Source organism: Niveispirillum sp. (assembly GCF_052437035.1).
In the GTDB taxonomy this organism is placed as follows: domain Bacteria; phylum Pseudomonadota; class Alphaproteobacteria; order Azospirillales; family Azospirillaceae; genus Niveispirillum.
In genome coordinates, this window is the sequence record NZ_JBQVOH010000001.1 from 41,276 (window position 1) to 54,043 (window position 12,768).

Annotated in this window: 11 protein-coding genes; 8 read left to right on the forward strand and 3 right to left on the reverse strand. The window is 65.5% G+C overall.

The window, feature by feature from the left end; translation table 11 throughout:
- The first annotated feature begins 11 nt into the window (after positions 1–11).
- A complete protein-coding gene (gene purH, locus ACT6Q8_RS00210; protein ID WP_444733847.1) occupies positions 12–1,595 on the forward strand; it encodes a bifunctional phosphoribosylaminoimidazolecarboxamide formyltransferase/IMP cyclohydrolase in 1,584 nt (527 codons plus the stop codon).
- Between the two features lie 45 nt (positions 1,596–1,640).
- Here the strand turns inward: purH and ACT6Q8_RS00215 are convergent, their stop codons facing one another.
- Both ACT6Q8_RS00215 and ACT6Q8_RS00220 read right to left on the reverse strand, forming a co-directional pair.
- On the reverse strand, positions 1,641–2,633 hold the full coding sequence (locus ACT6Q8_RS00215; protein ID WP_444733846.1) for an NAD(P)H-dependent glycerol-3-phosphate dehydrogenase: 993 nt from the start codon (positions 2,631–2,633) through the stop codon (positions 1,641–1,643).
- 141 nt (positions 2,634–2,774) lie between these two features.
- The gene (locus ACT6Q8_RS00220) at positions 2,775–3,320 is read right to left on the reverse strand and encodes a hypothetical protein (protein WP_054166754.1); all 546 of its coding nucleotides are present in this window, start codon (positions 3,318–3,320) and stop codon (positions 2,775–2,777) included.
- Between the two features lie 209 nt (positions 3,321–3,529).
- On the opposite strand from ACT6Q8_RS00220, the gene ACT6Q8_RS00225 reads away from it, so the two are divergent.
- The 3 genes from ACT6Q8_RS00225 to ACT6Q8_RS00235 all read left to right on the forward strand — a co-directional run bounded on the left by ACT6Q8_RS00225 (position 3,530) and on the right by ACT6Q8_RS00235 (position 6,424).
- A complete protein-coding gene (locus tag ACT6Q8_RS00225) occupies positions 3,530–4,138 on the forward strand; it encodes a glutathione S-transferase family protein (RefSeq protein ID WP_054166753.1) in 609 nt (202 codons plus the stop codon).
- 211 nt (positions 4,139–4,349) lie between these two features.
- Positions 4,350–5,546 (forward strand): D-alanyl-D-alanine carboxypeptidase, encoded by a 1,197-nt coding sequence (locus ACT6Q8_RS00230; RefSeq protein WP_444733845.1) that lies wholly within the window; start codon positions 4,350–4,352, stop codon positions 5,544–5,546.
- Positions 5,547–5,704: 158 nt separating this feature from the next.
- Positions 5,705–6,424: a response regulator transcription factor gene (locus tag ACT6Q8_RS00235; RefSeq protein ID WP_444733844.1), complete on the forward strand. Its 720-nt coding sequence runs from the start codon at positions 5,705–5,707 to the stop codon at positions 6,422–6,424.
- Between the two features lie 118 nt (positions 6,425–6,542).
- Here the strand turns inward: ACT6Q8_RS00235 and ACT6Q8_RS00240 are convergent, their stop codons facing one another.
- Positions 6,543–7,001, reverse strand: a complete 459-nt coding sequence (locus ACT6Q8_RS00240; protein ID WP_444733843.1) for a hypothetical protein — start codon at positions 6,999–7,001, stop codon at positions 6,543–6,545.
- Positions 7,002–7,092: 91 nt separating this feature from the next.
- On the opposite strand from ACT6Q8_RS00240, the gene ACT6Q8_RS00245 reads away from it, so the two are divergent.
- The 4 genes from ACT6Q8_RS00245 (at position 7,093) to ACT6Q8_RS00260 (ending at position 12,752) form a co-directional block, all read left to right on the forward strand.
- On the forward strand, positions 7,093–7,542 hold the full coding sequence (locus ACT6Q8_RS00245; protein WP_444733842.1) for a cyclic nucleotide-binding domain-containing protein: 450 nt from the start codon (positions 7,093–7,095) through the stop codon (positions 7,540–7,542).
- Positions 7,543–7,629: 87 nt separating this feature from the next.
- Positions 7,630–9,090, forward strand: coding sequence for a M48 family metalloprotease (locus ACT6Q8_RS00250; RefSeq protein ID WP_444733841.1), 1,461 nt, complete (start codon positions 7,630–7,632; stop codon positions 9,088–9,090).
- 60 nt (positions 9,091–9,150) lie between these two features.
- Positions 9,151–11,073 (forward strand): adenylate/guanylate cyclase domain-containing protein, encoded by a 1,923-nt coding sequence (locus ACT6Q8_RS00255; RefSeq protein ID WP_444733840.1) that lies wholly within the window; start codon positions 9,151–9,153, stop codon positions 11,071–11,073.
- A 116-nt stretch (positions 11,074–11,189) separates the two neighbouring features.
- A complete protein-coding gene (locus tag ACT6Q8_RS00260; RefSeq protein ID WP_444733839.1) occupies positions 11,190–12,752 on the forward strand; it encodes a peptide ABC transporter substrate-binding protein in 1,563 nt (520 codons plus the stop codon).
- Positions 12,753–12,768 lie beyond the last annotated feature (16 nt).

Consider the following 12,768-nt stretch of genomic DNA (forward strand, 5'->3'; position numbering starts at 1 on the left):
GATCACGACCCATGAGCATCGATCTCGTCCCTATCCGCCGCGCCATCATCTCCGTCTCTGACAAAACGGGCCTGATCGATCTGGGCAAGGCCCTGGCCGCGCGCGGCGTTCATATCCTGTCTACCGGTGGTTCTGCCAAGGCGTTGGCCGATGCCGGGATCGCCGTGACGGAAGTGTCCGACCATACCGGTTTTCCGGAAATGATGGATGGCCGCGTCAAGACCCTGCACCCCAAGATCCATGGCGGCATCCTGGCCCGCCGTGACTTCCCCACCCATACCGACGCCATGTCGGCCCACGACATCCCCGGCATCGATCTGGTGGTGGTGAACCTGTACCCGTTCGAGGCGACGGTGGCCAAGGGTGCGGATTTTGAGACCTGCATCGAAAATATCGATATTGGTGGCCCGTCCCTGATCCGCGGTGCCGCTAAGAACCATGATTTCGTGGCCGTGGTCACCGATGCGTCGGACTATGCCGAGCTGTTGAGCCAGTTGGAGGCCAACGACGGCCAGACGACCCTGTCCTTCCGCCGCACCCTGGCGGCCAAGGCCTATGCCCGCACCGGTTCCTATGATGCCGCCATTTCCCGCTGGTTCGCGGGTCAACTGGGCCAGGAATATCCCCAGCGCCTGACCTTCGGCGGGGAGCTGCGTCAGACCCTGCGCTATGGCGAGAACCCGCACCAGTCGGCGGCCTTCTACACGACCGGCGACAAGCGCCCCGGCATCGCCACCGCGACGCAGCTGCAGGGTAAGGAACTGTCCTACAACAACCTGAACGACACGGATGCAGCGTTTGAGCTGGTGTCGGAGTTTGACCGCCCGGCCATCGCCATCATCAAGCATGCCAATCCCTGTGGCGTGGCCGAGGGCGATACTCTGCTGGACGCCTACACGCGCGCCCTGGCCTGTGATCCCGTGTCGGCCTTTGGCGGCATCATCGCCATGAACCGCACCCTGGATGCGGCCACCGCCGAGCAGATCGCCAAGCTGTTCGCCGAAGTGGTGATCGCGCCCGACGCGGACGAGGCGGCGAAGGCCTTCCTGGCCACAAAGAAGAACCTGCGCGTGCTGCTGACCGGTTCCATGCCCAACCCGGCGGAACCAGGCCTGTTCGTGAAGAGTGTCTCCGGCGGCTATCTGGTGCAGACCCGCGACAATGGCCGCATTGCCCAGGCCGACCTGAAGGTCGTCACCAAGCGCGCGCCCAGCGAGGCCGAACTGGCCGACCTGCTGTTCGCCTTCCGCGTGGGCAAGCATGTGAAGTCGAACGCCATCGTCTATGCCAGGGCCGGGGCCACGGTGGGCATCGGTGCCGGGCAGATGAGCCGCGTGGACAGCAGCCGCATCGCCGCCTGGAAATCCGCCGACGCTGCCAAGGCCGCCGGTTTGGAAGAGGCGGGAACCAAGGGTTCGGTCGTGGCGTCGGACGCCTTCTTCCCGTTTGCCGATGGCCTGCTGGCCGCCGCCGATGCCGGCGTGACGGCGGTGATCCAGCCGGGCGGGTCCATGCGCGACGCAGAGGTGATAGCCGCCGCCGACGAGCGTGGGCTGGCCATGGTCTTCACCGGCATGCGCCATTTCCGGCACTAAGCCGTAGCGGGGTGGGGCGGTCCGGTTGGGCCGCCCCGCTTTCCCTTAAACCGTTTCCGTCTTGAAGGGCCGCGTCATCAGGGCGTCGATGATGGCGTCCAGGTCGGCGCCATGGTTCAGCAGGGCGTCCACGGCCTGACAGAGCGGCATGTCCACGCCCTTGGCAGCCGCCAGTTTCGTGACGGCGCGGGCGGTATAGACGCCTTCGGCCACCGAACGCCGCTCGCCCAGCACCTCCTCCAGGCTGCGCCCCTGACCCAGGGCCGCGCCCAGGGACATGTTGCGGGATTGCAGGGACGAACAGGTTAGGGTCAGGTCGCCCAGGCCCGACAGGCCCATCAGGGTTTCGGCCCGTGCGCCCAGTCGCGCGCCGAGCCGGGCAATTTCCGCCAGACCGCGCGTGATCAGGGCGGCGCGCGCATTGTCGCCCAGGTTGCGGCCATGGACGATTCCGCAGGCGATGGCCAGCACATTCTTCACGGCCCCGCCCACCTGTGCCCCCACCAGATCATCCGACAGATAGGGGCGGAATGTGCGCCCGCCCAAGGCCGCCAGCAGGCGGCGGCCCAGCGCCTCGTCCCGGATGGCCAGCGTCACGGCGGTGGGCAAACCCTTGGCAACCTCTGCCGCGAAGGTAGGGCCGGACAGCACGGCCACGGGCTGGCTGCCCAGTTCGGCCTCTGCCGCCTCGCTCATCAGGCTGCCGGTCTCGATCTCGATCCCCTTGGCGCAGATGATGACGGGCACGCCCGGCTTCAGGTCGGGCTTCAACGCCCGGCAGGCGGTGCGCAGATGCTGTGCCGGGGTGACCAGCAGCAGGGCATCGGCATCCGCCGCCTCACTCATGGACGCGGTGGCGCGGATGGCGGGGTCAAGCGGGATGCCGGGCAGGAACAGGCTGTTCTCATGCCGCGCATTCACGCTTTCGACCACGTCGGTTTCACGCGCTTGCAGCACCACCTCGGCCCCGGCACGGGCCGCCGCCATGGCCAGCGCCGTTCCCCAGGCCCCGGCCCCGATCACACCGATGCGCCGCATGGCTTGTCCCCTTTGCTTATCTCTGGCCGGGGCTTGCCGCCCCGTTTGCTGAGAAAGGCTTAGCGCGCGGGACGCCAAAAATAAACAGGGCCGGGCGGGGTGATCCCCGCCCGGCCACGATTTGTCCATCACTGGACCGGTTTACTGCACCGCGGTGGCGCCGGCAGAAGACGCCTGGATGGAACAGTTGGTGCCGCTCGCCTCGCACTGGATCAGGGCGTCGGCACGGGCCTGTTCCTCGCTATCGCGGACCACCCAGCCGAAGGCACCGTCATCCGACATGGCCAGGGCCTTGGCGCCGGCGGCCTTTTCATAGTCGGCCACGACCTCGCCGCGCAGGTCGGCGGCGTCGGTGTGGTTGCGGGCCAGTTCGCCCAGCGTGCTGCCGCCGGTCACGGCCTGACCATCGACGGAGATCACGCGGCAGGTCTCACGCGTCACCTCGGCGCAACGGGCCAGGGCGGCGATTCGGGCCTCACCGCTGTCAACGCCCGACGCATAGCCGACGGCGCCATCATCGGCGATGGCCAGGGCCTTGGAGCCCTGCAGCTTGTCATACATGGCGACCGCTTCCTGTCCCACACCGGACAGGTTCTCCAAACCCTTGTCAGTCTTGGCGGCATGGGCCAGAACCGGGAAGGCGATGATGGCGGCGGTGGTAGCCAGAACGAATTTGATCTTCGACATAATGTCCCTCCGTTGCATGTCGTGCCGTCCCATCCCGGGCGGCTTCGAGGGAAAAACAACGAGGAAAAGCCTTGGTTCCCGCCTTGATGCGGAAGTCACGAAATCACCCCGCTTTCGCCGGATTCCGAAGCACTTGCCACATTGACGCCATGGATTGCCGGCTTTGAACCCTGCATTGTGAGCTGAAGTCATAACAACGGGAGGATGCCATGCTGCTCTATGATGACGCGATCGCCCCAACGCCACGCCGCGTGCGCATGTTCCTGGCGGAAAAGGGGGTGGATATTCCACGCCGGCTGGTGACCATCGGCAAGGGGGAACATCTGTCGCCCGATTACCGCGCGCGGGTGCCTAGCGGCCGGGTTCCGGCCCTGGAACTGGAGGATGGCACCGTCATTTCCGAAAGCGTCGCCATCTGCCGGTATCTGGAGGAACTCTATCCCGAACCCAACCTGATGGGACGGGATGCCAAGGAACGCGCCCTGATTGAGATGTGGCAGCGGCGGATGGAATTCGAACTGCTGCTGCCCCTGGCCAGCGTGTTCCGCCACACCCATCCCAAGATGGCCGCTCTGGAATGTCAGGTGCCCGCCTATGCCGAGGCGCAGAAGCCACAGGCGGAGAAGCGTCTGGCGCGGCTGGACAAGGATCTGGGGCAGACGGAATTCATCGCGGGTGACCGTTTCACCATCGCCGACATCACCGCCTACACCACCCTGACCTTCTTTCCACGCCTTTGCGCGATCACGCTTGAGGCGATGCCCAATATCCAGCGCTGGCTGGCCAGCATTGCCGACCGCCCCAGTGCCAAGGCCTGAAGCAATCCTAAGCGGGTATGCCCTATGGGCAGGTCCTTGAAATGAAGCCGTAATTTGGCGGATGTGAAGGCGTTTCTTAACGACTTCCCGCTAGACATTGATAATCATCGCCTTTAGCTTTGCCGGAAAGCGAGACATCAGACGGTGTGCAGGGGGACTGGGCATGGGATTCACGACGGTATGGCGGCGCTCTACAGACCGTTCCCGCAGAATGGTGACCGCCGTCGCCCTTGCGGCCCTGGTCAGTATTACCACCCCCGTCGCGGCACTCGCCAAATATGCCTCCATCGTCATTGACGCCAAGACGGGGGAGGTGCTGCATGAAGCCAGCGCCGATACCCGTAATTTCCCGGCCTCCATGACCAAGATGATGACCCTGCATCTGGTCTTTGATGCGCTGGATGCCGGCAAGATCCGCCTGAACCAGCCGTTGGCAGTTTCCCGCCATGCCTCCAACATGGAACCCAGTAAGCTGGGTCTGCAGCCGGGCGACAGCGTGACCACCGAACAGTGCATCCAGGCGCTGGTGACCAAGTCGGCCAATGATTGCGCCGTGGTCCTGGCGGAGGCGCTGGGCGGCAGCGAGGCGAATTTCGCCCGCATGATGACCGACCGCGCGCGCCAGCTGGGCATGACCCGCACCACCTTCCGCAACGCCTCTGGCCTGCCCAATGCCGGTCAGCTATCCACGGCCCGTGATTTCGCGCGGCTGGCGCAGAGCCTGATCTATGATCACGCCAAATACTACCCGTACTTCTCCGCGTCTTCCTTCACCTATAAGGGTGCTGTCCATCGCAACCATAACCGGCTGATGAGCCGGTATGACGGCATGGATGGGCTGAAGACCGGTTATATCCGGGCGTCCGGCTTCAACCTCGCTGCTTCGGCAGAGCGCAATGGCCGCCGCCTGATCGGTGTGGTGTTCGGCGGCCAGACCGGTACCTGGCGCGACAACCATATGGCCGACCTTCTGGACGATGCCTTCACCGGCAAGCGCGGCGCGCCCATGCTGGTGGCCAGCAACCAGTCCAAGCCCACCAAGGGCAAGACCCGCGCGAAGCCGACGGCGCCTGAGGCTGTGGTGGCCGCCGTGTCCGACAGCATTGTCGGCACCGCCAATGCCGCTCCGGCGGTTGCCAGCGTGCCGGCATCGCGGGCCAATGGCGGCTGGGCCATCCAGGTCGGCGCCTATAATGACAAGATGCAGAGCCAGCGGGCCGTGAACCAGGCCACGCAGAAGGCAGGCACCCTTCTGGACAGCGCCACGCCGCACCTGATGGAAGTGTCCACGGCCAAGGGCACCCTGTACCGCGCCCGCCTGACCGGCCTGGATGAGAAGACGGCGCGCCGCGCCTGCGCGCAACTGTCGAAGGCCGGGCAGAAGTGCCTGACCCTGCCGCCGGCCTAATCCCGTCCGGCAGACCCCGATGATTGCAACGGCCCCTCCCTGAAAGGCGGGCCGTTCTGCTTTCTGGCGTCGGTAAGCAGGCTGGAATCGTATACTCGTTGACGGCAACGGGATTTTGCCCTTACTGCATCCCGTTAACCATTTTTATCGGTACGTCCATGGGCGCGCAGACGATCGCCATTGTCGAGGATGACAGCGATTTACGGGGCATGCTGACCGAGTTCCTGTCCGGTCAGGGCTTTACCATCCTGGCGGCCCCCGACGGGGCCAGTTTCCGTGCCCAGATGGCGGCAGGCACGCCCGATCTGGTGATCCTGGATATCGGGCTGCCGGATGATCATGGCTACACGATCATGCAATGGCTGCGCGAACGCGGCGCCGATTGCCCGCCCATCATCATCGTGACGGGCGCCACCAGCCCGCGGGACCGCAGCGCCGGGCTGGATCTGGGGGCCGATGATTATGTCTGCAAGCCGTTCGACCTGGGTGAATTGCTGTCACGGGTGAAGGCCGTCCTGCGCCGCACGGTCCGGGCGGTTTCGCCGCTGCCCGCCGGTGACCTGCATATCCGGTTCGGCCCCTGGCTGCTGAAACGGGATGACAGGGTGCTGGTGCATGAACCCGATGGCCGGGTCGTGGACCTGACGGCCATGGAATTCGATCTTCTGTCGGTCATGGTGCAGCGGCCCAATCAGGTACTGAGCCGTGATGAGCTGCTGCAACTGGCCCATACGCGCAAGGCAGAACCGTTCGACCGCGCCATTGATGTGCGTATCACCCGCCTGCGCAAGAAGATCGAGGTCAATCCCAACCATCCCGGCTATATCCGCACCATCCGGGGGACGGGATATATGTTCCATCCTGAGGGGGCGGTCTAGGCGGCTGGTGATCTGATCCAAGGGGACAACGAGAGTATTTGCTGACGTTGATAAGTCGCCTCCCCGGCCTTCGCCGGGGAGGCGGATTTTCTGAAGCTGACATGAATCTCGACTGTGCCTAACCCACCAAACCCGCCAGTTCCAGCCCGATCACCGCACCCTCCGGCCAGACCCTGACCGCCGGCGCCGGATCGCGGCGGCGGGCCATTTCCAGCAGGGGGCGCAGTTCGAAACGGAACAGGCTGGGCGCGCCATCCAGCACGATCAGGCGGGGCCGCATGCCGGCGAACAGGGCCAGCAGGGCTGCCGCCCGCCGTTTCTTCCACGATTGGTTGGCCACATGGCCGTCGGCATCCAGCATCAGGCCCGGCTCCTCCGCGCTTTCCTGCGCGCCGGGCAGCGGCGTCAGTGTCACGCCGGGCGGCGGCGTTATGGTGAGGGGCAGGCCACCCCAGGCCAGCATCACTGCCCCTTCCCTTGTCAGCATTTCCGCCTGGTCCAGCCGTGCGGGCACGTCGCCCGGCCGCATCGGCTGTGCCCGGAACAGGATCGGTTGCGGATATTGGGCAAGGGTCATGGTGGGCTAGGGCTGGACAGAGGGGGGCGGTTGCGGCACCACTTATATAACAAGGCGCCCCATCATAAACCGGCGCCACAGGGAGGGAAGATTGATCGCCAGCCTGACCGCGCAGGTCGAGGCGCTTCGGCGCCTGCCCCTGTTCAAGGATGTGGAGACGGCACAGCTGAAGCTGCTGGCCTTCACCAGCGAACCCGCCTGCTTTCGTGACGGCGACGCCCTGTTCCGCCAGGACGAGGCGTCGGACGCCGCCTATGTCATCCTGGAGGGCAGGGTGGATATGGTGATCGACACCCAATCCGGCCCTATCGACCTGGGTACCTTCACCGGTAGCGGCATCATCGGTGAGGTGTCGATCCTGTGCGACCGGCCACGCATGGCCACGGCCTTTGCTGTCGGCGATGTCGCCACCCTGCGCATCGGGCGCGACGCCTTTTTCCGGCTGATGGAGGAGTTTCCCCGCATCGCCCTGCCCATGCTGCGCGACGTGGCACGGCGTCTGGAATTCATGACTTTGGAGCTGAGCCGCGCGAAAGGCTGAGCCGGTTTCGCCAACCGGATGACTTCCCACGCCGGCCCGCCCTTTGGCATAAGGGTTGTTGAACCGACCGACCGGGAAGGAAAAACCATGGCCCGCCGCGCCCCGAAACTGCTTCTGCCCCTGCTGCTGCCGCTTTATCTGGCGGCCTGTTCGACCAACCCCGTCACGGGTGACCGGCAGATGACGGGCCTGATGCCGCCGGAAAAAGAAGCGGCCATCGGCGCGCAGCAGCATCCGGAGATGCTGAAGGAATTCGGTGGCAAATACGCCGATGCCAAGGTTCAGGCCTATGTCGACCGGTTGGGACAGCAGCTGGCGGCCAAGACGGAAATTCCCGGCACCCGCTACACTTTCACGGTGCTGGACAGCCCCATCATCAACGCCTTCGCCCTGCCCGGCGGTTATGTCTATGTCAGCCGCGGCCTGATGGCGCTGGCCAACAGCGAGGCGGAACTGGCGGGCGTGGTCGGGCACGAGATCGGCCATGTTACCGCCCGTCATTCCGCCGACCGCTACGGACGCGGCGTGCTGGCCCAGGGCGGGGCGGTGCTGGCCGGCATCTTCCTGGGGCAGCAGGTGGGCCAGATGGCGCAGCAGGGCGCGCAGGCGGCGCTCGCCAGCTTCTCCCGCGGGCAGGAGCTGCAGGCCGACAATCTGGGCATCCGCTATATGACGGCGGCGGGTTATGATCCGCGCGAAATGGCGGGGTTCCTGTCCTCCATGGGCCGGCATGCACAGCTGGAGGCTCTGCTGGCCGGGCAGGCGGGCAAGGCTGACCAGTTCTCCTATCTCCAGACCCATCCGCCTACGGGCGACCGGGCCGAGCGGGCGGCGGCAGCGGCCAATGTCACGCCGGGTGCCAGCTATCTGGTCCGGCAGGATGAATATATGCAGGCCATCGACGGCATGATCTATGGCGACAGCCCCGATCATGGCTTCGTCCGGGGGCGCGTCTTTGCCCATCCCGGCCTGGGACTGCGGTTTGAGGTGCCGAACGGCTTCCGCCTGCTGAACAGCGACAAGGCTGTGGTGGGTATCGGCCCCGACGGCGCGCAGATGGTGTTCAGCGAGGCGCCGGCCCAGGGTGCCTTCAGCGCCGGTGACCATATTGTCAGCGTCTGGGCCAAGGGCGCCCCGCTGTCGGATCTGCGCTCCCTGACCATTGACGGGCTGCCCGCCGCCACCGCCATTACGCGCCTGTCCGGCAAGGATGGTCCCTTCTTTGCGCGGCTGGTGGCCATCGCCGGCACCAATGGCAGCTATTACCGGTTCCTGTTCACGGCGGGGCTGGACCAGGCGGGTCGCCTGGATGCCGGGTTCCTGTCCACGGCCCAGGGCTTCCGCCGCCTGACCGCGGCGGAGAAGGCGGGGCTGAAACCATACCGCATCAAGGTGGTGCAGGTGAAGCCGGGCCAGAAGGTGGCGGATTTCGTGGCCGCCATGCCCATCAAGGACTATGCCGAGGAACGGTTTCGTGTGCTGAACAACATCCCGCCGGGCACGGAACCACGACCCGGCCTTTGGATAAAGACCATTATCGAAGGCTGAGACAGGGCCGGTTATTGCCGGCCTACCCCCGCTCCTGTACCGTCCGCGCCTATGAAGACCATGCTGACCTTGCCCGGATGTGAAGAGACGACAGCCCATAAAGGCCGCTGGCGCCTGCCCATCACCCTTGTCCTGACGCTGGGTTTCGGCGGGTTGATGCTGGTGGCCGTGGCCAGCGTCTTCTGGCTGGGCGTGCAGACATCGGGCCGCAACACCTACAATCTGCTGGCCGACAAGGCCGAGCTGGCCATGAACATGGTGGAGGCGCGGGTACGTGCCCAACTCGACCCGGCCCGCAATCAGGTGGATTATCTGACCAACCTGCTGGCCATGGGGCAGGTCTCGATCCAGGATCAGGATCGGATCGAGACGCTGACGCGCGGGGCGCTGGCCGCCACGCCGCAGGTGGCGGGCATCGGCGTGCTGCGGGCAGAAGATGGCAGGCTGTTGGGCGCCACCCGCATGGTCAACACCGAATCGGCATTTTCCATGGACAAGCCGGCTGACGCGGCGGAGATCCTGGCCGATGTTCTGAAGACCGGGTCGCCGCATTGGCTGGACCCGATCTGGGCCGACGAGATCGCCACCACCGTGATGCCGGTGCAGGGCCCGCTGCGCAAGGATGGGCAGTTCATCGGCGCCGTCGCGTCGGTCGTGGGCTTCAACGGCCTGTCGCGCTTCCTGCGGGACGCCGACAAGGGCATGGAAAACGATATCTCCGCCTTCATCCTGTTCGATGATCATTATGTCCTGGCCCACCCGGCGTTGGCGGAACGCAAGTTCGACTTCTCCAAGGTCACGGGTCGTCCGCCCCTGCCGACCCTGGAGGAAGTGGGCGACCCCATCGCCGCCGCCATCTGGTCCGTCATCGGACCCGATGGGGTGGGGACCAAGCTGGCGAAATGGAACGAAGGCAAGAAGATCGATACCCGCGTGCATGAACGGCGCAGTGATGTGCAGTTCCGGCAGGCGGAGGTGGATGGCGTCTCGTATTTCTATCTGCTGCGTTCCATCTCCGACTATGGCGAGCATCCCTTTACCTTGGTCGCGGTGATGCGGGAAGAGGATGTGGACCGCGAGATCGAACGGTTCCAGCATCTGCTGATCGTCGGGTTCAGCATCCTGATCGGGTCGGTTCTGGCCGCCATGGTCGTGGGCAAGATGATCAGCCGGCGCATCCGCCTGCTGTCCGGGGCTGCCGTTGCCCTGCGCGACCTGGATTTCCAGAATGTGCCGCGTCTGCCCGACAGCCGGTTCCGGGAGGTGGCGGACGCCGCCGCCGCCTTCAACGCCATGATCAGTGGCCTGCGCTGGTTTGAGACCTATGTGCCGAAATCGCTGGTCCTGCGCCTGATCCGGCGCGACGGCGCGCAATCCGAAATCCCGTCGGAAGAACGGGAGGTGACGGTCCTGTTCACCGACATCAAGGGTTTCTCCGCCATGGCGGAAAAGATGTCGCCCCAGGAGACGGCAGACTGGCTGAACCGGCATTTCACCCGCATCGCCGCCTGTATCGAGGCCGAGGGCGGGACCGTGGACAAGTTCATCGGCGATGCCGTCATGGCCTTCTGGGGAGCGCCCGATGAACAGCCCGACCATGCCGCCCGCGCCCTGCGTGCCGCCCATGCCATCGCCAGCGTGGTAGCGGAGGAGGCGGAAGAGGCCCGCGTCGCCGGGCGTCCGCCCGTCTGCCTGCGCGTCGGTGTGCATTCCGGCCCCGTGATTGTCGGCAATATCGGCGCTGCGACCCGTATCAATTACACCATCGTCGGCGACACCGTGAACACGGCGGCCCGTCTGGAGGCGCTGGGCGGGGAGATGATGGGCGATGAATGCTATGTCGTGCTGGTCAGCGACGATACGGTCCGCGCCGCCGGTAATTGCACCATCGACATGCCCCTGGCCCCCATCGGCGCCTTCTCCCTGCGGGGGCGGGTGGCGCTTGTCGATGTCTGGCGGCTAATCGTGCAGCCCCAGACCTGACAGGACATCGCCCAAGCATCCGGACGGAATGCCGCCTCGCCGCAGCGCACACTCGACTTTGAGGGCCATAAGGGCCACTCTGCCCGCAGGTTTCTATTGTGGACCAGGGGCCGACGATGCTGCGCCGCCTTCTGCCTTTGCTATTCTGCCTGTTCTGTGCGCTGCCTGTGGCGGCAGAGACGGTGCTGCGTGTTGGCAATGGTCCCGACAGTGAAAGCCTGGACCCGCATCGGGCCGTGGGTGCCGGGGACAGCCGTATCCTGACATCCCTGTTCGAAGGGCTGCTGACACCCGATGCGGCGGGCCGCATGGTGCCGGGCGCGGCGGAGCGCTGGACCGTCAGTGAGGATGGGCTGACCTACACCTTCCATCTGCGCGCCGATGGCCGCTGGTCCGATGGCAGTGCCGTGACGGCGGCGGATTTCGTCTGGTCCTGGCGCCGCGCCGTGGACCCGGCCACCCGCCCGCTGTTCGCGGATTTCCTTTATCCGGTCCAGAATGCCGAGGAGATTGCGGCTGGTCGGCTGCCGCCTGACAGTCTGGGGGTGGTGGCGCTGGATGACCGCACCTTGCAGGTCCGATTGAAGGCGCGAAAGCCCAATTTCACGGATTATCTTTATCACCGCGCGACATATCCCGTGCACCGGGCCAGTGTGGAGAAATATGGCGATGGGTTCGCGCGGGTCGGCAACCTTGTCTCCAACGGCGCCTATATGCTGGTGGAACAGGTGCCGCAGTCACATGTGACGGTGGCCCGCAATCCGCATTTCCATGGCACCGCAGGGGTCGCATATGACTGGGTGCGGTTCTATGCGACCGAGGATACGCAGGCAGAGCTGCGCCGGTTCCGGGCCGGTGAACTGGATATTACGGAGACGGTGCCGCCCAGCCAGATCGACTGGGTGCGCGAGAACCTGCCCGCCGAATTCCGTCTGGCCCCGCGTGCCGGCATCAATTTCATCGCGCCCAACCTGCGGCGGGAGCCGTGGAAATCGAACCGCGCCCTGCGTCTGGCCCTGTCGCTGACCATCGACCGGGAGGGGATTGCCCGGCGCATCCTGCGCGATGGGGAACCGGCCTTTACCTTCGTGCCGCCGGGCCTGCCCGATTACGTGCCAGCCCTGCCGGCCCAGGCCGCCTGGACACAGGATGCGCGTGACGCGCTGGCCCGCGATCTCTATGCCCAGGCCGGGTACGGCCCCGACCGGCCCCTGATCCTGACGCTGCTCTATGCGACCAAGGAGGCGAACAAGCAGATGGCCGTCGCCATCGCTGCCCGCTGGCAGTCGGTACTGGGCGTGAAGACGCTGCTGGAAAACCAGGAATCCAAGGTGGTCCTGGGACGGATGCGGGATGGTTCCTATCCCGACCTGATGCTGCGCGAATGGTTCTGGGTCTTCCCGGAGAAGTATCTGGAAATCATGCGCAGCCGGGAACAGCGCAACGGCAACGGCTATCAGAACCCCGACTTCGACGCGGCCATGGCCGTCGCCGACAGTGCCGCCAGCCGTGCCGATTTTGCCCAGGCGTTGCAGCGGGCCGAGGGTTTGCTGCTGTCCGACGCGGCCCTGATGCCCGTCACCTTCGCCACCAGCCGCCATCTGGTGGCGCCCCACGTCGCCGGCTGGATCGACAATCTGCGCGATAGCCACCCCGTGCGGTATCTGGCACCGAAGTGAGCGGGGCGGCCGTAAA